The organism is Companilactobacillus sp. y65-5 (genome assembly GCF_057541095.1).
The window spans coordinates 45,991-67,823 of record NZ_BAAJOA010000005.1; the positions used below are offsets into that span (position 1 = coordinate 45,991).

Genomic DNA, 21,833 nt, shown 5'->3' on the forward strand with positions numbered 1-21,833 from the left:
TTTATAGATTCTTACCTATTAATAGAACGTGACATACGTTGAATAGTATGACGTTCGCCTCTAATAGCTTGACTCAATGCATAGATATTTTCTACAGGTGATTGGAAGCCCCAAGCGGAATCTCCAATGTGTTGGATATCAACACCACAGATTTTTGTTCTAATAGCGATATTTTGAATAACTTCTTTACCGCTACCTTCTTGACTAGTTCCAATTGCACTCATTACTAGTCCACCCAACTTATGCACTAGCTTAACTACTGCCTTTAATTCATCTTCATCGAATCCAGGAATTGTTCCTACAGCTGGCGTCAAGATAACATCTGCTCCTGCCTCGATGAATTCTCTAGCAATTTTTTCACTCATAAGTGGCTCATCAACACCAGATGCATGCATTTTACCAGCGATAATCAGGCCGCTGAAATATTTCTTAGCAGATTTAATACTTTCAATTGTAGCTTCATTACTTACACCAGTACCCGGATTACCAGTTAGTACCATGAATTGGAAGCCCATTTCTTCAGACTTTTTGATAACTTCAGGGCTTGCTGTACAACCATCCAAAATCGAAATACGTTTTTCTAACATTTTTACATTTGAACCAATTGGTTCGATATTAATACCAATTGGTCGACCAGTTAATTTTTTCAGACGATCAATACATTCTTTACCATCATGTACAGGTGCACCGTAAAGATTTCTCTCTCCAGGGTACAATCCAAAAATCTTAGGATCAAACACATTTAATCTGTTACACAGTATCATGTCAGCACCAAATGCCGCAGACATTTCAGCAGTAGTAATACTATCTAAATTCTCCTGTGTAACGATGTTTTCACTAAGAATTATCCTTCCTTCACTAGCCTTGATACTTTCTTTCAGTTCTTTCCCATCAAATTGTAGAACTTCACTTGAACTTGCACTTATCAGTCTTTTAACCATTTTTAATTAACTTCCTCTATAAGTTTTTTTATGTCACCGCTAAACTATGCCGTTACTGTAGCTGTCGTTGTGTCTGTTACTGGAGCATCTTCTACTACTTCGTCGTCAAACATAGATTCATCCACACCCCAGAACCAATTTAATACAAATGAAACGATCGCAGTTACCATTAGTCCTGCAAAGGCTAAGATAAAGTTGTTTCCTCCAGCTGGATTAATAAATTGTGGCAAACTCAGGAACGATACTGTAACTAACTCAAATACTTTAACGTGTAAGAGACTGAAGAATAGTCCACCTACTCCTGAAGCGATAACTGATGGTATAATTGGCTTTTTCATTTTCAGCATCAATCCGTAGACGGCCGGCTCGGTAATACCTGAGGCACCAATAGAGAATGCGGCAGTACCAGCAAAAGTTTTGACGCTACGTTTCTTTGCTTTGAAGAATATTGCTAGAGACATTCCTAACTGAGAGAAGTTCCAAACAGCAAATGCTACCCACAAGAATGGATCATAACCTAGCTTCTTCATATTTGAAAAGGCAACTGGGAAGAATACCCAATGACTTCCTGTAACAATAAACAATGGCATTAATAGACTTAGCAAAGTAATACCAAATACTGGTGCCTGTTTGTATATCCAAATTGCGCCACCAGCAATTAATCCGGCCGCATATTCACCAATTGGTGCGGTAACGAGTAATGTCAATGGTCCCATAATTAAGAAGACTGGGAACATCTTGAGTAAACCTAATTTATTTAATAACGGTCTATCAAACAATCTTTCAATTAATGACTGAATCCAAACTGTAATAAAAATTGGAATCAGTGTAGTTTGATAATTCAAGGCTGCAACAGGAATTCCAAACAAGTGTATTGCACTACCTGACGAAACCATTTTCACAAAATCGGGATGCATCATAATTCCCGCCAGAATCAAACTCAAAATCGGATTAGTCTTAAAGTATCTTGAAGCTCCATACGCTACTAAGAAAGGCATGAAATGAAATAGCGAATCTCCCATCAGATACAGTAGCTTATGTGTTTGACTATCTGCTGCCACCACGTTAGTAACTGTTAATAAGTTAAGTAAGGCCAAGAATAGTCCAGTCATTGCTAACCCACCAATAACTGGTGTTAATGAATTGGAAATAGAATCCAATACTTGATTCAACACTCGAGTGAAAGTTAGTTTTTCTTTCTTAGATTTTTTATCCTTGGAAGTTGTACTATCTTCTACCTCACCAGATACTTCTATTTCAGAGAATTTATTGTTTATGTAATTGTAAACTTTCTCCAAATCTTGAGGCATAACAATTTGTAGTTTACCTTCATTACCAAATGACTTAACTACCCCATCGATTTTATCAATCTTACTTTTGTTAACTTTTGAATCATCTTTGATTCTCAATCTTAATCTTGTATAACATCTAGAAATACTCTCAACGTTTTCTAATGTACCAATCTCTTGGATTATCTCGTTTCCAATTTTTTCAAATTTTTCCAAAATACTTTCCTCCCCTATTTATAAACTAGACGCCCTAACTTTTCCTTTGCTTCTACTTCATTTTCTTGTACTTCTGGAAATGATCTTAGTATGTTCATATTGGTGTAAATAACTGAAATCGTCGTATCCATCTTTGCTTGCTTAACCATGTCCAAATCTATCTCGGAAATGAGAGTTCCAGCATTAACCTTTTGATTCAATTTGACGTGATTAGTGAATGGTTTGCCTTCCAATTCCACGGTATCGAATCCCATATGAATCAAAACTTCTAAGCCACTATTTGTTTCGATCGCCATCGCATGTTTTGTGGGAAAAATTGTCTTGATCACTCCATTAACGGGTGCAAAAATTTTTCCACTTTGAGGTGTAATAGCATAGCCATCACCCATCATTTTTTGTGCAAATACTGGATCAGAAACCTTAGCAAGTGGGACAAGTTTACCTGTGGTAGCGTAAAGAACGTCCTCCTTTTTCTTGCCTATACCAAACATAGATATATTCCCCCTAGTTATTGTTTTGGATATTTATTACTGGACTCATCAACAAAATTGGTCTGTAGAAATAAAAAACACCCAGAAGATTCAATGAACTCATAAATAAAATATAAGTTTATTGAACCTTCTAGGTGTTGCCAACTTAATGTCACAAGCCCTTATTCGGTTATATGAATAATGTGTATTAAAAGAAAAAGACGATCTGAATCGTTGAATTTATAATCAACACTATTTTCTAAATATGGCACAATTCTTGTTAAGCTACTACCTGCTTTTGGATATTGTTTAATCAATCGTGCAAGTAAATCACTGTCACAGGCATTGTTTTTACTTGTACGTTTTGAATGACTTCTCAGTAGTAAATAATATATATGCGTAGTCATCCTTGAAACGGCAACGCTACTGTCTGAGAAGTTTCGATTGAACTCATCCTTTAATATTTCGTTAATTTTTGACAATATATCTAGGCAATCATTGACCGAGGTAAATGAATTATCTGACTGACTTATCTCATGCTCAATTAAGTGCATGGCAATAAATCCAGCCTCATCTTCAGCAAGTGACACTCCAGAAAGCTCATGGATCATGTCCAATGCCTTCTTACCCACTTGAAATTCTTTATGAAAGAATCGCTTAATGTCAAACAGCATCGGATTACTGAGATTCATACCCTTTTGGACCCTTAATACTGCAAAATATATATGATCAGTTAGAGGTAATAACAAGTGACCATCGAAATTAGTCTCAATATCTTTTTGAGCCACATTGATAATTTGGTCAGTTAACTCAAAATAGGCACGCGGTATTTCGGTAGATAATTCCTTGAACGAATTAACCCATTCATCGTCATCTCGAGAAACTGGTAAAAAAATATGGTCCGTTTGTTGTGGATGATAATCTTGGCCCTTGCGAGCTTTGAAACCAATTCCTTTACCCCAAATTATTTGTTCTTTATCAGCTCCATCTTCTACAAGCAACACATTATTGTTAAGCACTTGTAAAATTATCACAATAATCTCCTAATATTGATTCTAATTATTAATATTTAATATCGTAAACGTTTACGTTGTCATAGTATCATCAATTGATATAGTCCGTCAATAAGATTATTATTTTTTCCCATAATGCCCAGTACTTCACAAATTATACTAATTTGTACCCAGTATACCAAAAAGTGCCTACTTATAATCAAACCTGTTAGCCCTTACAATGTTAATTGTAAGCTATTTCAAAGGGGATTAGAAAATGACTGAATACAAATTTCTCGAACCATACACTTTCAAGAACGGTGCCACTGTTAAGAACAGAGTGGTAATTCCTCCAATGACGATCCAATCAAGTTTGGAAGATGGATCTGTTTCTCGTGACGACATATTCTACGCTGGACTAAGAGCTGGTGGCGTGGGTATGTTCATCTCACCTGTTGCCAATGTTACTAACGATGGTAAGGGATTCGAAGGTCAATTGTCAGTTGCCGATGACAAGTATATCGACCGTCTGTCAGAATTAGCCTTGGCTATGAAGAAGAAGAATACTAAGGCCATTCTCCAAATTTTCCACGCTGGACGCATGTCTAACAGTGCCATTCTTCGTGGAGTTCAACCTGTCAGTGCCAGTGCTGTTGCCGCACCACGTGACGGTATGGAAACTCCACGTGAGTTAACTAACGAAGAGATCGAAAATATCATCAAGGCTTTTGGTGAGGCTACTCGCCGTGCCATCTTAGCTGGTTTCGACGGTGTTGAAATTCACGGTGCTAACACGTACTTGATCCAACAATTCTTCTCACCTCACTCAAATCGTCGGGCTGACAAGTGGGGCGGCTCAGTTGAAAATCGTATGCAATTTGGTCTTGAAATCATCAAGGCTGCACACGAGGCTGTTGAAAAGTATGCCAAAAAAGATTTCATCTTGGGCTATCGTATTTCACCTGAAGAAATCGAAAAGCCTGGTATCAGAATTGAAGACACACTACAATTCATTGACAAATTAGCTGACCAACCACTTGACTATCTTCACATTTCAATGGGTAACGCATGGCGTACATCTCTCAATAACACTTCAGAGACGACACCAACGATCCTTCAAATCAAAGAGCAAGTCAACGGTCGTTTACCTTTGATCTCAGTAGGCTCAATCGTAACGCCTGAAGATGCCGAAAAAGTTATGGACGCTGGCATCGACTTCGTAGCATTAGGACGTGAATACTTGCGTGAACCTAAGTGGATCGAAAAGGTTCAAAGCGGTCAAGAAAACACGATTCGTTACACTGCTAATACTGAAACACTTGAAGAATTAGGCTTGAATCCTGCACTACTTGAATTCTTGGATATCATTGAAACAGATCTACACTTTGAAAATGATCCCAACCATAGTCACAGTACAGATTCTGTAGTCTTCGACAAGTAATTAAATTTCAAATTTCATTCTTATTAAAACACTCCCATTTAGATACGATGATTTACCAAAAGGAGCTCTGACATTTATGCGTGTCAGAGCTCCTTTTGGTAATTTTATTATAAATTAAGCATCTCAGCCTCATCGTTATTCAACATATCGCGATAAGAAAATTCCAATTCAATGTCACTATCATCAGCTGCCATGCTCTCACCTAACAGTGACATATCAACTACCAATCTTCGCAATTTTTCTCCTTCTGGTGTCAATGAATAGACCACCTTTGGCGGTACGGTACCATAATTAGTACGTTCTACGATATTGTCCTCTTCTAATTCTTTGAGTTGCTGGGTCAAAACTTTTTTAGATATATTGGCTTCATTAGCTTCTCGTTCGTATTTTAACAATTCGTTATAACGTCGATCTTGAATCCCCAATGCACAAATAATAGACGGCTTCCACTTGCCTTTGATTATTTCCACGATTAAGTTTGCGCCCATATGATAATGTTTCATTGCCATAATAACCACCACTTCACAAATACACTTATTTACATCCAGTATACCAAAAAGTAACCACTTATAATTATTCTTGTTACTTCTGACCGCGAGCAACGGACGCTATTTCAAACTTCATCCGAGAAAAATTATTCCAGTTTGGATATAATAACTTAATAATATTCAGGCTTAGGAGTAGCGTATGGAAATCACGAACATAAAAACAGAACGGTGTTTGATCAGAGACTTTCACGCCGCAGATATTGCTTCCTTCCTGTCTTATCGCAATGACTCAGAGTGGATGAAGTATCAAGCTTTCAAAGGATTGACTGAATCCGAGTATCAACAGATCCTCCTCAGTAAAACTCCTTGGCAAAACGGTCGACAACTAGCCATAATTGACCGGCAGCAACAATTAATCGGTGATCTTTTCCTCCAAAAAGGAAACGATTATTTCTGGTTAGGCTATACCATCGCACCAAACTTCGCCCACCAAGGCTACGCTACTGAAGCGGTGACCGCCATCTTACAGTGGCTATCTAAGCACAACGTTTCTACCGTTCAAGCAGCGGTTCTACCCGCAAACACTAATTCCATTAGGTTGTTACAAAAATTAGATTTTCACTTTGTTCAAACTGACAATAATGAAATGATTTACAGAAAAAGGATCTGACATTTGCATATGAATGTCAGATCCTTTTGTAATTTATACTTGTAAAAACAGATTAGATATAATTGATCTTAACCCCAGACATCGATAAATATCCTCGAATGGTGACGGTGGGGCTCTCCTCAGTAATACGGCTTTGACCTACCTCTGTAAAGCCACCCATGGTGTTGTCATTCATTTCCTTGACGACATTCCAATTTGCGGGTAAGTATAGATCAACTCCCCCAAGTGATACGTTGATATTGATTCGAGCCGGCTCGACTACACCGACATTCTCAAAATAAACTTTGGCATTTCCCATCTGGACGTTGATATTAGCTTCCTGAAAATCATCTGAAGAAATATATCTAATACTACTGCCCATGCGCACATTGATATCAATATTGGAGCCACTTTCAGTCTTAGTATCAAAATCATGATCAAAATTTTGATGGCGATCATGATGATGGTGATGATTTTGGTAGTTCATCCAGGGACGATGCTTGGCTAATACCGGACGTAAAATCAACGATAATCCGATACTGACTAACAAGGCGATTCCTAAGATGTCCCAAGAGACTAAATTCGTGATCCCCAGTGGTTTAGCGTAAATAATCCCTAAAAGTGCTAGCGGAAAAACGACACCAAAAACTGAGAAATAAACTAAACTCTTGATGATGATCCCAACCAAAAAAATACTAACGACTATCGTCCAAAAGCTGAAATCATAACTGATCAGATTCATTTGACTAGCGTATAGAATTGCAGCACCTAATAATAGAAAAATACCGGTAACTACTCCTGATCTATTTTTCATTTTGTAAACTCCTTTGTTCTAAACGTATTTTCAAATTCTTTAAGAATCTTCTCGAAACATAGACCGACTTATACGAATCATTGAATCCCACTAAATTACCAGTTACTGATCTATCAAGATATGCAATTTGATTCACATTGAGAATTGCAGACTTCGAAATTCGCAAAAAGTCATCTGGTAAATTTTGTTCTAATTCGTATAAACGATAATGGATCAAGTAGGAGTCATTCACAGTGTGTGCATAGACATTACGGTCACTCGTTTCAAAAAATAAAATATCGATCAATTTCAAAGAATACATCGTGCCCTTCAAATAACCAGTGAGATGGGCGAACTTTTCACTGACTTCTTTGATACTCTTGATCAATTCTTGGAGCTCGTCATCATCCACATTGGAATGAATGATGAGCTCTTTTTCTTCGTATTGCGGTGAAATATCTACCCTTATCTTCACATTCAACAACCCCTTGTAGGCCTTATTACAACATGTTTTCATCTGATTTCATAGTTTTATTGTATAAGCGGTTGTTTTTTTGTTGTGAGTGGAGGAATTATATCTGTTTATTTCATTATCATTTAACTTATCCAGTACGTTATCATCTAAAATAAAGTCATGATAAATAATCATCCAGGAGGAACAATACATGGCTAGTTTGAAAAATAAAAAATTCGCATTCTTCGATATGGACGGCTTGCTGATAGATACCGAAAGTATGTACTACGAAACCCGACGACTAACATTGGAAAAATACGGTTTCCCTTTTACAGAAGATGATAATAAACACTACATCGCCAAAGGATTTCCAGATACTTTACGTCGTATCCAAGAACTAGCTGGCGATGATGAGCTAGGTCAAAAAATCTTCGACGAATCGATGAAACTTTACAACCAAAAAGTTTTGTCCGGAGATTTGAGACGAAAAAAAGGAGCATTGCAATTGCTCCAGTTTTTAAATGATCATAATATTTCCTGCTACGTCACATCGTCTGCCACCCGCGATATTATTTTTCTAAACGCTAAACACGCTGAGATCAGTGATTACTTCACTGACTTCATCAGTGGTGACGATGTAAAAAATAATAAGCCAGCGCCTGATATTTATTTGCATGCTTTGGACGTCGCTCACGCCAACCCTGAAGATGCAGTCATTTTTGAAGACGCTGAAAGTGGCATTAAAGCCGCTTTAGCGGCTAAGATCGATGTTGTAGCTGTTCCCGACATGGTGCAGCCGGCAACTGAAATCACTGACCAAGCTACGGCCGTTTTGGATAGTCTTGAAGATGCTGTTGAGTTATTTGGTTGATCAATAAATCTTACCAATGTCCTCCCATCATCTAAATCCCCTTATGATATGACGCCTCTGGGAATAAGAATTCTTAGATTAAATTTCCTTCTCGATTGATAACCACAACACCGAATAATCCGCAAAACTTTGTCATAGCCACAGCCAGTGACTCCACGTTGTCATCGCATTGACATTCAATCACTGATAATCATGGTAGCCAAATTATGTTGATGACAGTTCAGGCCCCTGCAATCCTAAAGTCATCGGTCACAAAAACTACATTTTAAAATACAAAAAGAACATCACTGTTCTCATCTTATGACTAAGTGTCTAAACTTAATCAGAGATAATGAATAGTGATGTTCTTAGTTAATTTATATTAACAAAATCAAATTTATGAACGAAGATTTAATCCAATTTGACCCCAGCATCCTGAGCAATGGCTTCATTAACGATCTTATCAGCGATCATGGCGTCCAATGCCGCAGTACCAACAGTTTTGAAGACAGTGATATCATCATCACTAGTTCGACCTGGTAGGTCTGCGTTGACCACCTGCCCCAATTCACCTTCATAATCTTCACTGGTCAATTCGTTATTTTCCAAAGGTTGGAGAATGTCTCCAGCTTCAGCCAAAACACCGTCCATCGTATCGAAGATAATGTGATTTGCTTTTTGTAAAGCCGCAACTGGCAGTTCACACATTTCAGGCGTATATGCACCCACACCATTGATGTGCGTGCCTGAAGTGACCAGATTGCCATCAAAAGTAGGTCGTCTAGATGTTGTGACTGTAGTAATGATATCTACATCTGCGACAACATCATTGGGATTATCGACGACGACAAATTTAGTCTGAAAATTATCGCTGAATTGTTCAGCCGCTGAATCACAAAAAGCTTGTGCACGTTGATGATCTAAATCGGAAACATACACCGTTTCTAGACTTCTGACAGTTATCATCGCTTCCAACTGTGACATCCCCTGTCCGCCTGTACCGATCAATAAGGCCGTCTTGGAATCTGCACGAGAGAGAAGTTCAGTCGCAGCTCCCTGTACCGCACCAGTTCTCAATTGGGTCAAATAGGTGCCGTCTAAGATAGCATTGACGATACCAGTTTTTGCGTCGAGCGTCACCATCGTTGCTGGCACACTGGGCAGATTTTGTTTAATGTTATCAGGATAAACCGAAACAATCTTAACACCCAAGGCAGGTTGAGCTCCGCTGACATAACCCGGCATGTAGAGACTTTGCCCATTGTATTCCGGAATATCAATGTTCGTCCGTAAAGGAATATCAGTCTTGCCGGCAGAATATAAACCCAGAGCCTCTTTGTCGCCATCAATCGCCATTCGCATTGTAAAAAATGATTTAATATTTTCTTTTGATAAATAACGCATTTTTTTCACTCCTATGTCTTTGGTTGTATTTTGTTTGTTTGTGGTATTTATCATAAATTCTAGCAATAGAGTGATGTGCGTGCAAATTAAAAAGGCGCATTCTTTTGAATGTGCCCATCGTCTAAAATGTCTCACCAATACGATTTAACTTAGACCAAAAAAATCCCGCCAAGTCCAAAGACTCAACGAGATTCCAATTAAACATTTATACCTTTTATTCCCACTCAATAGTAGCTGGTGGCTTAGAAGTAATATCATAAAGTACACGATTAACATGATCAACTTCATTTACGATTCGAACGGAGATCTTTTGCAAGACATCCCAATCGATCTTCGCAAAGTCAGCGGTCATGCCATCAATTGATGTCACGGCACGGATTCCAACGGAATAATCGTAAGTTCTACCGTCACCCATAACACCAACTGAGCGAATTCCTGGCAAGACTGTGAAGTATTGCCAGATTTCTTGATCTAGTCCATTCTTAGCGATCTCATCACGAAGGATCCAATCACTATCACGAACGATCTTTAACTTTTCTTCAGTCACTTCACCGATAACACGGATTCCAAGGCCGGGGCCCGGGAATGGTTGACGCCAAACGAGGTCATGTGGCATGCCCAATTTTTCACCTAACTCACGGACTTCATCCTTGAACAAGGTTCTCAATGGTTCGATCAAGGTAAACTGCATGTCCTCAGGAAGTCCACCAACGTTATGATGTGACTTGATGGTTTGAGCTGTACTTGTACCACTCTCGATCACGTCAGTATAGAGCGTTCCTTGGGCCAAGAAGTCGATTCCGTCAAGCTTAGTAGCTTCTTCATCGAAAACTTGAATGAACTCATTACCGATAATCTTACGTTTTCTTTCAGGGTCAGATACTCCATCCAACTTATCTAGGAAACGTTTTTGAGCATCAACTTTGATGATGTTCAAGCCAAACTTACCTTCCAAACTTGCCATAACTTGGTCGGCTTCATTTTTACGAAGTAGTCCATGATCAACAAAAATACTGGTTAATTGGGTACCGATAGCCTTGTGTAAGAGTACGCCAACAACTGAAGAGTCAACTCCACCAGATAGTCCCAAGAGAACTTTCTTGTCGCCGACTGTTTCACGAATTTTTTCGATTTGTTGATTAATGAAATCATCCATCGTCCAATTAGCTTCTGCGCCACAAACGTCGAAGGCAAAGTGCTTGAGAATATCCATACCATACTCTGTATTACGTACTTCCGCATGGAATTGGATTCCGTACATTTTCTTCTCTGCATTAGCGATCGCACTGATTGGGCAATTCTTACTAGTTGCGACAACTTCAAAACCAGCTGGTTCTTTGACAACTAAGTCACCATGACTCATCCAAACTGTCTGTGTCTTAGGTGTACCTTTGAATAAAACTGCTTCGTCATCAAGAACTTCGATATCTGCGTGACCATATTCACGGTTATCGGCAGATTCGACCTTACCGCCAAGTTTGTAAGTCATCAATTGCATACCATAACAAATACCAAGAACTGGGATTCCTAGTTCAAAGATGTCTGGATCAATTGAGAAGGCTCCATCATCATAGACACTGTTTGGTCCACCTGAAAGGATGATACCTTTTGGATTGATTTCTTTAATCTCTGCGGCAGTGATTGTATTAGGTAGTAATTCGGAATAAATACCAATATCACGAATACGACGAGTGATCAATTGGTTGTATTGACTACCGTAATCCAAAACAATAATGCTGTCCGCATCTGGCCATTGTTTGCTCAAATCCATATTCCCCCTATTTTTAATTTATTCTATTGTATATGAAAAAACGTCCTCTGTCATACTTTGGAAATGCTTTTTTAGTATTTTCTCAAAAGTATCTTATTTATCTGATGGTTTTCGGACTTATGCAAGATCAAATCGGCTCGACTCATAGTTGGTTTGATATAATCGCGCAAATTCACGTAATTTATATTGTCCCAAACATCACGGGCCATCATCAAGGCCTTGGGTTCAGGCACTTGGGTATATTGATAATAATAAGAATTAGGATCGTTGCGAGCCAAGGCTAATAACGTCTCAAAACGATTCAAGAACCACTCTTCGATATCCTTTACATCGGCGTCGATATAGATCGAAAAGTCGAAGAAGTCACTCGTATAAATATTGGAATTCTGCGGTAACTGCAAGACATTGATCCCTTCTACGATCAGAATATCCGGACTGTTGACTTCCTCATGTCGATTAGGAATAATATCATAAATATTATGCGAATATAACGGATAAGATATGGGACCGCTTGTCGTCTTGACATCACTCAAAAACTGTAAGAGCTTCGGCATATCATACGTCTCTGGGAAGCCTTTTTTATTCATCAGGCCCCGCTTCTTGAGCACCTTACTAGGATACAAGAAACCATCGGTCGTCATCTGTGCGACATTGTATTGCGGGTAAGCCCGCTCCAGCATGATCTTCAACAAGCGTGCCGTAGTACTCTTGCCGACTGCCACCGAGCCGGAGACACCGATAATGAAGGGGACTTTTTCACTGCTACTATTAAGGAAGTCACTCTTCAACTTAGTTAGTTTTCGATAATTCTTCAGATAGATATGAAGCAAGTGTCGTATCGGTGCGTAAATGTCTTTTACATCTTCGATCGAAATCTCATCGTCTAGAGATTTTATTTTACGTAATTCTCCATCCGTAATAACTTGCTTATTGTACCCGCCGTGGAATGTAGACCACTGTTCACGAGAAAATTCATTATAGTTAGATAAATTTTGCATATAACTAAACCTACTCAACATTTTTTCTGGTATTCTTATATAGTATAGAACTTTTTAGAAGGAACTAATATATGAAAAAAATAGTATTATTTGGAGACTCGATCATGGCGGGATTTCATGACGGCGTTATGAGTGATATACTCACCGATGCCATTCAAAAAAACTTCCCCAAAGACGAAGTCATTAACGTATCCATCCCTGGATACAAAACCAGTAATGCTTTGACACGTGTTGAACCAGATATCGTCAGTTTGCATCCAGATATTGTCGTCTTAGGCTTTGGTGCCAATGATATTTCTACATCCGATGAAATTAAACCGGGCAAATTCTCGTCTAACTTAACTAGTATGATCGAGACCATCGGCGCTTCAAAAGTAATCTTGCTCTCGCCACCGTACACTGACTGGGTCAAAAACCCCACACGTCCTTGGACTAGACAATTACAATTTGAACTAGTGACTGAACACCTTGCTAAACAACTAGGCGTATCTTATATCGACTTATTACATCAGATGGCCGACCAGTCTTCTGTCCAAAGGTTATTGCAAAACGATGGACTTCATTTTACCAAAGATGGTTACGTATTACTCGAAAACAAACTCGTACCAGAAATTAAGGCAACGCTAGTTAAACAAAACGAACTAGTGTCGAATTAGAAGGAGCACTTTATGGATTTAAATATTCCCCAAAGATATTTTATTTTATCGTGCAACGAAAAAGGCAGTGTCCGCATATTTAAAAATGCTAGACGTAGAGCCTATTTAGCTGAAAGTTCTTTTTTCGACTTAGCTTTAAACGATATCATCGATCTGACTGACAACAGTGTCATCATTAACAAGGTTTTACCTGATGGTAAGGAATATCTCAATGAGTTCTTCCAAATCATCAACAAGAATCAGGGTAAGAGCGTTACACATGTCCTCCGTGCCATGGCAACTAAAGAAAGCATCACTAAACAGATCTACAACGAGATTGGCGACTCACTAGTGGACAAGGTCGACGTTACTAAGGCTGTGACTGGTATGATATTCAAGACGAACAACTACATCCCCGATCATCGTGTCAAAGAGGAGCTCGTCAACAACGTTCGCAAGGAGTTCTTGGATAAAGACAGCAAAGTAACACCAGATACTTTCGCACTCTTAGCAACTCTCTACGGTAGTCGCGACTTAAAAACTTACTTCACGCCATTCGAGTTGAAAGAACTCAAGAACAACATTGAACATAACCAAGATGATCCGACTTATGAAAAACTCTACGAACTATCTAAGAGACTGAATCGGGTCATGTTATCATTATTAGGATAAGACGTACTGAATCGAAGCCCAGCTTCGATTTTTTTATTGTCTAAATTTATAATTTTCAGAAAAACTTAAATAATCTTTCGTGTAATTTTCGTGGTAGGATGTAGTCGGGAAAATACGACCATGGAGCAAATATTATGAACAAAATAATAGTATCTACCATTGTGACTATCTTCTTCATCGCCTTGATCCCAGTGACCTTGCTGTTTTCATCCGATGTAGCTATTCGTGATCGTGCCTTCCGTGAAGCCACCACTGCTTTAAATAGTTCTGACTCCGCAAAATATGGATATGATAAAAGAACCAAGTCATATCTCAAATCCCATCCTTACTTAAAACTACAAAAATTGACCGATCTGCAAGGCAGTGATGAACTAGGAGCCTACTTTATCGGTAAAACACACAAAAATATCCTTTTAAAAATTTACGTCAAGTTTGCACCAAATCAAAATAGACTGGATGATTTCAAACCAGTCTTACACATCGAAAAGATCAAATTGCTCCACAGAACGTGAAATACAATCGTTCTGGGCAAACAAAAGGGTCGGACATTATGTCTCGACCCTTTTTGTGTGCCTAAATTTCTAATTCAAGACTTGACCCGTGGCGGTGGCTAATCGTTCAACTAATTGTTGACCGCTCGTTTGATTATAATTGCCATTCGTCAAGATCGACAGCGTGTAGCCTCCATTGTCCGCTCCTAAATGACCGATACTATTAATGATCCAGCCATTACCATAGTTCAACCAACCATTTTTTAGTTGGTTTTGACCATTGGCAGCTGAAACGCCCCACCTTTGATATCCAGAAACGCTACCCATCAACGATTTGATATAGGCTTGCGAATCAGCTGAAAGATAGTTAGGTGTATAGAAGATTTCATTTAGTAATTTTACTTGATCACTAGCTCTAGTCGTAGTGAGTCCCCAAGCATTATCAGCCCATGACCCAGTCATCCCTAGACTTCTATACATATTATTGAGATCATTGGGTCCACTCAAAACATTCTGATAAAAATAAGTTGCAGCATCATTATTACTATTTATGATCATATTAGCGGCGGCATTTCTTTGAGCATCACTCAAAACATTGCCATTATGTAGCACTTGCGTCAGGATGGCGACTTTAACAATACTAGCATTATAATAAGCCGCACCGTCATTAGTACTGACACTGTAAGATTGTTGCGTATTACTGTCATATACGGCGATATCAACTGGGTTACCGACATTTGCCAAAATATTTTTCCATTTGGCTTTTAGCCTTACTTCTAGACTAGGGGTAATGTCTGACCCTTTGCCCATCGGTGCAAAGCCTGGAACATATTCGATATTATCCGGATAGCCTGATGTATTCACCGCGCCAGCTACGACCCAGCCGTGACCAGTTACTTGATAATAGACATGATTAAATTCATTTTTGATTACCCGATTGACTTTGTATGCAGAACCCGGATTGACCCAACCACCGACTTGATTCGTCCGATCATCATAATATGGTGTCATTTCATCGTTACTGAACGTTATTACTGTCAGATGTGGGTTGTACTGGCCAGCTGCAGCATTGACGTAACTAGCGTCAGTAGCCTTTAAGTATTCATTAGTCGCCACTTGATAGTATTGAACCCCTTCAAGATCGATGATCTTACCCACTCTCCACGGTGTATTACCTCTCAGTGCTCGATTGGTGATCATGGTTCCATCTTTTTGATACAAATTAGTTATCTTATTAAACGTATTGGCAATGCCACTAGCTGAAACATCTGAAATGTTACCGGTCAGAATAACCCCTCCAGCTACTAAACTAGCGATCAAAAGCTGTCTAAATCGTTTCAAAATATACCCCCCATGCCTCCCTTGTAATACATCAAATTCTACCAGTCATTGGCATCGCTTACAATCGTCTTAAAAGGGCTTTTCTGCCTGATTGATCGCACACATCACATACTCTTATTTATCGATCAATTAGTTAGCAAATTATGATAATTTTTTTGTTTGATTCTGGAAATTTCTAATAAATAGATTGTGCTAAATTTAGTACGAATTATCTAGAAAACATGTCTTTTAATTACTTAGGAGGCGTCTGATCTTGAAGAAAAAAACTTGGTTAATATTATTTCTCGCAATAATAATTAGTACCATGTTTTTTTACAAATCTAATAATCCACATTCGGCAATGGCGGCCAGGATAGGTTTATCCCATAGTTTATTTGACCCTCTTGCTGGGGGATCACCTATTCAACATGCTGATCCTACTCCTACTCCCGTCAAGTTTTTGGGGATGTACTTCAACTCCGGTTTTGCCTTACAACCTGGTGATAAGTACGCCTTTGTGGGACAGACAAAAACGCTCTACGTCCAGCACGTGCGTTCAATCTATTCAATCGTTCCACTGATCAGTACATTCCCGCTATCGCGAAGGACTCGCTATACCTGGTATACCTCTACTGACAGTGGCGGTATTTGGTCTAACTTGGACCAAGATACTAATGCGTTATCGCAGACATTTACCCGAGAAGGAACAGTTTACTACCAAGTTATGGGGGAATACACCCATGTCCCTTTGTTGGGGGTATCTGATCTTTGGGGTCAATTCTGGACTAGAGCCTGGTCTAAAGTCGGCACTGTCCATGTTTTACCAGCGCCAGTCTACGCAACAAAATTCCATGTTACTACCGACAGTGTCTATTTAATGAATAATATCCAAGATAGTAAGGGCAAAGCTGTAGCTGACCAAGCGGTCGTCACTGGGTATCCTACCCCAAGTAACGCCACCGGTGTCACTACTTGGATCTCGTCTAATCCTAGTCTAGCGACCGTTGACCCCAATGCTGGTATCGTAACTGCAACCACCGATCACAATAAGAGTGGCACTGTCACCATAACTGGGACTTTTCATAATAATAGTACCGACGCCCCCGATCTAACTGATACCATCGACATCAATGTTGGTGGTGGCTTAGTCGATCAAACTGTATCCGAAGGTGATCCGGCAACTTTCAAACTACAATCTGATATTTCGAATAATGGCACTAGGGATGACAATCAGATTCAAACAGCTGAGTGGCACAAAGTTAGTCCAATTGGTAAGGATACTATAGTTTCTGCGGTTGTTTCCGATACCTACACTACTCCAAACACAACTTATGGAGACGATGGCTCCAAATACTATCTGATCGTCCATTTTCAAAAAAATGCTATCAATGATCCGAATAATAACAATCCGAATGACACTGCTCAAAACTTTAATATCACCACCAACAAAGCCAATTTGACCGTTTTGACCAAGCCTAAAATAACTAATAGTATCAAAAACAACTCATATTCTAGTTCAAAGGACACTGATGTTCTGTTGAACAATGTGATAACAGACGATAAAGTCACCTACAATATTCAAGCTTCTAATCAAAGCAACATCATGGGGGATGCCACTTTACAGTTGCTCATTCCTAAAAACAGTCTCGTCAATGATATTTCGATCGACGGGACTGAATTGAATAATACTCGATATACCTTGACCCCTCACGATGATGACAGTCAGTCTTTAGCCATCCCCGTCAACTTTGACCATTCCCGTGATCCTCAAAGCATTCAAATAGCGACTACTATTGGTGATCTAACAACCGCCAGTCTACAAACCACCCCCAAAATAACCTATCCGAATGGCAACGTTTCGGGAACCGGTACTACCCTAACTCTGAATTTTGGTACTGATACATTACGACTAATGGCTAATAACTTCACTTACGGCGCTATCAACAGTCTATTCGGCTCGACCTTGATCGACCGCGACGATGCTAACGATGCTTTTGAAGCCCTAAAGGTAGAAGACCATCGACGGTCGAAGACACCCGTGCAATTGACCTTGTCAGCGACGCCATTGACCGATGGCACTCGTGTCATACCCGCTACACTCAGATATTACTTTAATAACGGTAGTTTCAAATCGCTAGGTCAGCAGGAACAAACGATCGCTAGCACGACTAATGAACAAAATCTCGATAGCATCACTTGGTCAAAGAAAGATGGGGTAAAACTATTCATCGAAAAAAATTCCGCCGCAGTGGGTACTTTCAGATCCACTCTAACGTGGTCGGTCTCCGATTCGGTCTGATTCTTTGATTAATCTTCCCGTAACGAGTAGTTCGCTATGCTTTTTTTCCTAACTGGGATTACAATAATAGCGTGCCAAAAAATTCAAGGGAGTGTGATTCGATGTTCTTTATTGATACATCTAGAAACAAAAAACCTGTTTATGACGCTATAATCAACCAATCTTTGGACAATTACTTAGTTAATGACTTAAAACTACCCGGTCACGGATTGATCATGTACATTAATAATCCTTCTGTCATCGTCGGTGTGAATCAGAATGCTTACTCTGAAGTGAACTTTCCGTATCTAAAAGAAAACAATATTCAATTAGTTCGCCGTACTTCTGGTGGTGGTGCCGTTTATCATGATTACGGGAATTTGATTTTTGAAAATATTATCATCGGTAACGACGATAATTTCGGGGATTACAGTTACTTCGCTCAACCTATCGTGGATGCCTTGCACGACATGGGCGCTAAAGACGCTCAGATGCGTGGACGTAACGATATTGTAATCGATGGCAAGAAATTCTCCGGGATGACGATGTTCCAAGTTGGCGACTCCTACGCTGCCGGCGGTACTTTGATGTTTGATCTGAATCAAGAAGTAGCCAGTGCTGTATTAACTCCGGAACAAGATAAACTGGAATCCAAAGGTGTTAAGTCAGTAAATAAGCGTATCACTAACGTTAAGGACTATCTGGATGAACCATTCAAGAGTATGTCCGCAGATGAGTTCAAGCAAGAACTCTTAAAACGTATCTTCAAAGTCGACAAACTCGAAGACATCGAGACCTACACTCTGACTGACCATGATTGGGACATAATCGAATCTCGTCTCAAAGACAAATACGATACTGACGCTTGGAATTACGGCAAGAATCCCGGCTTCACCAACTACGTCTCCAAACATTATGATATCGGAACTGTGGCATTCAACTTCTCAACTAAAGATGACAAGTTCTCTGACGTTAAGATCTACGGTGACTTCATCACTGGTGGAGATATTTCACTGATCGAAAATGCTCTCAAAGGTTGTGACTTCAATCAAGGTGCTATCGTGAGTGCCTTAGATAAGGTCGATCTATCGGCTAATCTAGGTGACATCTCAGCCGAGACTTTAGCTGAATTATTATTATCAAAATAAAATATTGTATAGAAAAAAGCTGGAGCAAATTTGCTCCAGCTTTTTATATTTTACTCAGTCTCTACATAATACTTCTCTGGTACACGTTCCAATAATTGTGACAATTCACCGATAGCCGAAATAGTCAAGCGATGCATCGCACGTGAGGTTATCGTATAAACCAACTGTTGCTCATCTTCAGTGAACTTATCCTTCGAAGCGTTCCACATGATGACGGCGTCGAATTCCAAACCTTTGGCTAAATAAGATGGCAAGACGATCGTACCGACTGCTAGGCGTTGATTCTCAGATTTGATCCAGGTTGATTCTACTCCTGCTTCTGTCAGCATTCGTTGAACTTGTTCTGATTCAGCTAACGTCTTAGTTATGATAGCCGTTGTATAATTTTCTTCATTATTGGCGGCCACCTGTTCTATCACTTGGCTCAAGGCCGTCTTTTCATCCGCTGCCATCAAGACATTTGGTAAGTCTCCTTCACGATTGAATGGCTCGATCTTCTGACCATTAGTCAAAATTGCCTTCGTGTAGTCAGTTATCTGTTTTGTTGAACGATATGAATGTGTCAATTGTACGACACGTGTGTCGTCAGCATTGAAGAGCTTTTGAACTTCTGACAATAAAGTCTGGCTGTTCTTCTTCGTGAAGATCGACTGATTCAAATCCCCTAACATCGTGTAACGAGCTCGTGGGAACTTGTACTTCAAGTACGCTAGTTGGAGCGGGGTGTAATCTTGAATCTCATCGATGAAGACAAATTTCATATCAAGCTCCCCATGCTTACCCGTGACTAAGTCGTACAGGTACAAGTATGGGCTCAAATCATCCATAGAAATCTGTTTGTGATTGAACAATTCGATGAAGTCGTCGACATATTGCCTCCACTGTTCCTCCGTGATACCGTGCTTAGACAAGTTCGCGATCTTAGGAACGGCTCTCAAAAAATTCAAATAATTAGTCGAGACATTCAAAAAGCGCAGGTGTACGATCTGGCTGTAAACTTTTTGCATTGCGGCCATAACGATCTTACGAGCTAAGAACTTATGCTCTTCATCACCATTTTTGAACTCCTGATCCGCGGTATTGTACAACATTCGCAGCTGTTCTTGACTCAAGTCTTCGATTTGTTCAGAGACCCATTTCGAGCGCATTTCAGAACCTACTTTACGACGTAGCATCTTTTGTAGCCGTTCTACAGTTGCGTCCAAACGATTCCCCAGATTGTATTGTTCTCCAAAACTATAATAAATTTCAGCGATTTTTTCTTTCGGAATGAAGATGTTACCTTGGAACTTGATATTCTTGAAGCTGACACCACTTTGATTCAATAATTTACCGTAATTAGTCAGTATCTTAAAGAATTCAATGTCAGAGACAAACTTAGAAATATTCTTCTTCACTGGATCTTCTTGCTTTTCAAACTGTTGTGAAAGACTCTCAACGGAGACATTTGGTAAACGACGTGCTAAGTATTGACTGTAAGTCATCTGTACCATATTTTGTTCACCCATCTCAGGGAGGACATCTTGAATATAGTCATTGAACAGCATGTTAGGACTGAACATGACCACTTGACTGGACGTAAGTGTCCCCCGGTAACGATATAGCAAAAAGGCGATTCGTTGCAAAATAGCCGATGTCTTACCTGAACCAGCGGCACCTTGGACGAACAACAATTTCGATTTAGTATCACGAATGATCTTATTTTGTTCCGCCTGAATCGTCTTAACGATTCCCTTCATGTGCGTGGAAGACTTGCCATCCAATACTTCTAACAACATCTGATCGCCGATAGTTTCTTGTGTGTCAAAATATGCTTGGATCTTACCATTCTCTACGAGAAACTGACGTTTCAAGAATAAATCGACGTTTTGTAAACCATCAGGTGTTTGATATTCAACATTTCCTAATTTGCCATCGTAATAAATACTAGAGATCGGTGCCCGCCAATCATAGATCAAAAAGTGGTCTGTCCGGTCGGTAAAAGAACTCAAACCGATATAAATTGTTTCACGCTTAGGCTCACCTTTTTCTTGAAAGTCCAATCTGGCAAAGAAGGGATTTTTTTCAAGTTTTTTTAAGATCCCCAAACGCTGTTTGGATTGTTGCCAACTGTTATTACGTTCATCTAACATTTGTTGCTGCGCATGGATGGATAGCGCCGAATCCATGGAGATAGCATCCCCATCCATCCCGACATGGATATCATCAAAGGCATCATTGATAACTTTCAGATCACCTTCAGCAATATCGATATGCTCTTGTAGTTTCTTTTCAGAGACTTTGATTTTTTGAACGACATCATCTAAATGATCTTGTTCAATCATTTTTTCATCTAGTTGCTTCATTTCAGATTTTTCTGTCATGTTAACCTCGAAAATTTTAGTTAAATAATATTACCATTTTTATAAAAAGATTTCAAAAATAGTAACTCACAAAAAATCCTCTAAGCATTGATGTCATGCCGATAGTTACTGTTTAAACAGTATTATTTGAATTTGAAAATTCAGCAAAATAAAAGGACACTTCATGTGAG

The 21,833-nt window shown here is 39.3% G+C and carries 20 protein-coding genes; 8 read left to right on the forward strand and 12 right to left on the reverse strand.

Annotated features, from left to right (window positions below):
• Positions 1 to 11: 11 nt before the first annotated feature.
• From AC27FM_RS09485 to AC27FM_RS09500, 4 genes are all read right to left on the reverse strand, one after another.
• Positions 12 to 941, reverse strand: a complete 930-nt coding sequence (locus AC27FM_RS09485; protein ID WP_487087709.1) for a DUF7916 family protein — start codon at positions 939 to 941, stop codon at positions 12 to 14.
• Positions 942 to 985: 44 nt separating this feature from the next.
• The gene (locus tag AC27FM_RS09490; protein WP_487087711.1) at positions 986 to 2,446 is read right to left on the reverse strand and encodes a PTS transporter subunit EIIC; all 1,461 of its coding nucleotides are present in this window, start codon (positions 2,444 to 2,446) and stop codon (positions 986 to 988) included.
• 14 nt (positions 2,447 to 2,460) lie between these two features.
• Positions 2,461 to 2,937, reverse strand: a complete 477-nt coding sequence (locus AC27FM_RS09495) for a PTS sugar transporter subunit IIA (protein WP_487087713.1) — start codon at positions 2,935 to 2,937, stop codon at positions 2,461 to 2,463.
• A 161-nt stretch (positions 2,938 to 3,098) separates the two neighbouring features.
• On the reverse strand, positions 3,099 to 3,950 hold the full coding sequence (locus AC27FM_RS09500) for a PRD domain-containing protein (RefSeq protein ID WP_487087715.1): 852 nt from the start codon (positions 3,948 to 3,950) through the stop codon (positions 3,099 to 3,101).
• 235 nt (positions 3,951 to 4,185) lie between these two features.
• On the opposite strand from AC27FM_RS09500, the gene AC27FM_RS09505 reads away from it, so the two are divergent.
• The gene (locus tag AC27FM_RS09505; RefSeq protein WP_487087717.1) at positions 4,186 to 5,349 is read left to right on the forward strand and encodes an NADH-dependent flavin oxidoreductase; all 1,164 of its coding nucleotides are present in this window, start codon (positions 4,186 to 4,188) and stop codon (positions 5,347 to 5,349) included.
• Positions 5,350 to 5,456: 107 nt separating this feature from the next.
• Here the strand turns inward: AC27FM_RS09505 and AC27FM_RS09510 are convergent, their stop codons facing one another.
• A complete protein-coding gene (locus AC27FM_RS09510) occupies positions 5,457 to 5,858 on the reverse strand; it encodes a winged helix-turn-helix transcriptional regulator (RefSeq protein WP_487087719.1) in 402 nt (133 codons plus the stop codon).
• Positions 5,859 to 6,036: 178 nt separating this feature from the next.
• On the opposite strand from AC27FM_RS09510, the gene AC27FM_RS09515 reads away from it, so the two are divergent.
• Positions 6,037 to 6,507, forward strand: a complete 471-nt coding sequence (locus AC27FM_RS09515; RefSeq protein ID WP_487087721.1) for a GNAT family N-acetyltransferase — start codon at positions 6,037 to 6,039, stop codon at positions 6,505 to 6,507.
• Positions 6,508 to 6,559: 52 nt separating this feature from the next.
• Here AC27FM_RS09515 and AC27FM_RS09520 read toward each other — a convergent pair whose 3' ends face one another.
• Together AC27FM_RS09520 and AC27FM_RS09525 are read right to left on the reverse strand one after the other, a co-directional pair.
• Complete coding sequence (locus AC27FM_RS09520; protein ID WP_487087723.1) at positions 6,560 to 7,300, reverse strand: LiaF transmembrane domain-containing protein; 741 nt, start codon at positions 7,298 to 7,300, stop codon at positions 6,560 to 6,562.
• The gene (locus AC27FM_RS09525) at positions 7,290 to 7,754 is read right to left on the reverse strand and encodes a LytTR family DNA-binding domain-containing protein (protein WP_487087725.1); all 465 of its coding nucleotides are present in this window, start codon (positions 7,752 to 7,754) and stop codon (positions 7,290 to 7,292) included. Before AC27FM_RS09525 ends, AC27FM_RS09520 begins: the two co-directional genes overlap by 11 nt.
• Before the next feature lie 190 nt (positions 7,755 to 7,944).
• Here AC27FM_RS09525 and AC27FM_RS09530 point away from each other — a divergent pair, with 190 nt between their 5' ends.
• Positions 7,945 to 8,604, forward strand: coding sequence for an HAD family hydrolase (locus AC27FM_RS09530; RefSeq protein ID WP_487087727.1), 660 nt, complete (start codon positions 7,945 to 7,947; stop codon positions 8,602 to 8,604).
• A gap of 390 nt (positions 8,605 to 8,994) precedes the next feature.
• On the opposite strand, the gene AC27FM_RS09535 is transcribed toward AC27FM_RS09530, so the two are convergent.
• The 3 genes from AC27FM_RS09535 to coaA form a co-directional block, all read right to left on the reverse strand.
• Positions 8,995 to 9,987: an ornithine cyclodeaminase family protein gene (locus AC27FM_RS09535; protein ID WP_487087729.1), complete on the reverse strand. Its 993-nt coding sequence runs from the start codon at positions 9,985 to 9,987 to the stop codon at positions 8,995 to 8,997.
• Between the two features lie 214 nt (positions 9,988 to 10,201).
• A complete protein-coding gene (gene guaA, locus AC27FM_RS09540; protein ID WP_487087731.1) occupies positions 10,202 to 11,758 on the reverse strand; it encodes a glutamine-hydrolyzing GMP synthase in 1,557 nt (518 codons plus the stop codon).
• Positions 11,759 to 11,829: 71 nt separating this feature from the next.
• Entirely contained in the window at positions 11,830 to 12,756 is a 927-nt protein-coding gene (gene coaA / locus AC27FM_RS09545; RefSeq protein WP_487087733.1) for a type I pantothenate kinase, read from the reverse strand.
• A 71-nt stretch (positions 12,757 to 12,827) separates the two neighbouring features.
• Here coaA and AC27FM_RS09550 point away from each other — a divergent pair, with 71 nt between their 5' ends.
• The 3 genes from AC27FM_RS09550 (at position 12,828) to AC27FM_RS09560 (ending at position 14,575) form a co-directional block, all read left to right on the forward strand.
• Entirely contained in the window at positions 12,828 to 13,412 is a 585-nt protein-coding gene (locus AC27FM_RS09550) for an SGNH/GDSL hydrolase family protein (protein WP_487087735.1), read from the forward strand.
• A 12-nt stretch (positions 13,413 to 13,424) separates the two neighbouring features.
• Positions 13,425 to 14,063, forward strand: coding sequence for a GPP34 family phosphoprotein (locus AC27FM_RS09555; RefSeq protein ID WP_487087737.1), 639 nt, complete (start codon positions 13,425 to 13,427; stop codon positions 14,061 to 14,063).
• A gap of 134 nt (positions 14,064 to 14,197) precedes the next feature.
• Positions 14,198 to 14,575 carry a hypothetical protein gene (locus tag AC27FM_RS09560; RefSeq protein ID WP_487087739.1) on the forward strand — a complete coding sequence of 126 codons (378 nt, stop codon included), beginning with the start codon at positions 14,198 to 14,200 and terminating at the stop codon, positions 14,573 to 14,575.
• A gap of 69 nt (positions 14,576 to 14,644) precedes the next feature.
• Here AC27FM_RS09560 and AC27FM_RS09565 read toward each other — a convergent pair whose 3' ends face one another.
• Positions 14,645 to 15,895: an SLAP domain-containing protein gene (locus AC27FM_RS09565; protein WP_487087741.1), complete on the reverse strand. Its 1,251-nt coding sequence runs from the start codon at positions 15,893 to 15,895 to the stop codon at positions 14,645 to 14,647.
• A gap of 253 nt (positions 15,896 to 16,148) precedes the next feature.
• On the opposite strand from AC27FM_RS09565, the gene AC27FM_RS09570 reads away from it, so the two are divergent.
• Together AC27FM_RS09570 and lplA are read left to right on the forward strand one after the other, a co-directional pair.
• On the forward strand, positions 16,149 to 18,173 hold the full coding sequence (locus AC27FM_RS09570) for an Ig-like domain-containing protein (protein ID WP_487087743.1): 2,025 nt from the start codon (positions 16,149 to 16,151) through the stop codon (positions 18,171 to 18,173).
• 101 nt (positions 18,174 to 18,274) lie between these two features.
• Positions 18,275 to 19,300 carry a lipoate--protein ligase gene (gene lplA / locus AC27FM_RS09575; protein ID WP_487087745.1) on the forward strand — a complete coding sequence of 342 codons (1,026 nt, stop codon included), beginning with the start codon at positions 18,275 to 18,277 and terminating at the stop codon, positions 19,298 to 19,300.
• 50 nt (positions 19,301 to 19,350) lie between these two features.
• On the opposite strand, the gene helD is transcribed toward lplA, so the two are convergent.
• Positions 19,351 to 21,663, reverse strand: a complete 2,313-nt coding sequence (helD, locus tag AC27FM_RS09580) for an RNA polymerase recycling motor HelD (protein WP_487087747.1) — start codon at positions 21,661 to 21,663, stop codon at positions 19,351 to 19,353.
• Between the last annotated feature and the right edge of the window lie 170 nt (positions 21,664 to 21,833).

Coding starts and splice junctions, on each gene's coding strand:
- AC27FM_RS09515 (WP_487087721.1), top strand. CDS start 6,037: ATGGAAATCACGAACATAAAAACAGAACGGTGTTTGATCAGAGACTTT.
- AC27FM_RS09495 (WP_487087713.1), bottom strand. CDS start 2,937: ATGTTTGGTATAGGCAAGAAAAAGGAGGACGTTCTTTACGCTACCACA.
- guaA (WP_487087731.1), bottom strand. CDS start 11,758: ATGGATTTGAGCAAACAATGGCCAGATGCGGACAGCATTATTGTTTTG.
- AC27FM_RS09535 (WP_487087729.1), bottom strand. CDS start 9,987: ATGCGTTATTTATCAAAAGAAAATATTAAATCATTTTTTACAATGCGA.
- AC27FM_RS09530 (WP_487087727.1), top strand. CDS start 7,945: ATGGCTAGTTTGAAAAATAAAAAATTCGCATTCTTCGATATGGACGGC.
- AC27FM_RS09550 (WP_487087735.1), top strand. CDS start 12,828: ATGAAAAAAATAGTATTATTTGGAGACTCGATCATGGCGGGATTTCAT.
- AC27FM_RS09505 (WP_487087717.1), top strand. CDS start 4,186: ATGACTGAATACAAATTTCTCGAACCATACACTTTCAAGAACGGTGCC.
- lplA (WP_487087745.1), top strand. CDS start 18,275: ATGTTCTTTATTGATACATCTAGAAACAAAAAACCTGTTTATGACGCT.
- AC27FM_RS09510 (WP_487087719.1), bottom strand. CDS start 5,858: ATGGCAATGAAACATTATCATATGGGCGCAAACTTAATCGTGGAAATA.
- AC27FM_RS09520 (WP_487087723.1), bottom strand. CDS start 7,300: ATGAAAAATAGATCAGGAGTAGTTACCGGTATTTTTCTATTATTAGGT.
- AC27FM_RS09560 (WP_487087739.1), top strand. CDS start 14,198: ATGAACAAAATAATAGTATCTACCATTGTGACTATCTTCTTCATCGCC.
- AC27FM_RS09555 (WP_487087737.1), top strand. CDS start 13,425: ATGGATTTAAATATTCCCCAAAGATATTTTATTTTATCGTGCAACGAA.
- coaA (WP_487087733.1), bottom strand. CDS start 12,756: ATGCAAAATTTATCTAACTATAATGAATTTTCTCGTGAACAGTGGTCT.
- AC27FM_RS09485 (WP_487087709.1), bottom strand. CDS start 941: ATGGTTAAAAGACTGATAAGTGCAAGTTCAAGTGAAGTTCTACAATTT.
- helD (WP_487087747.1), bottom strand. CDS start 21,663: ATGACAGAAAAATCTGAAATGAAGCAACTAGATGAAAAAATGATTGAA.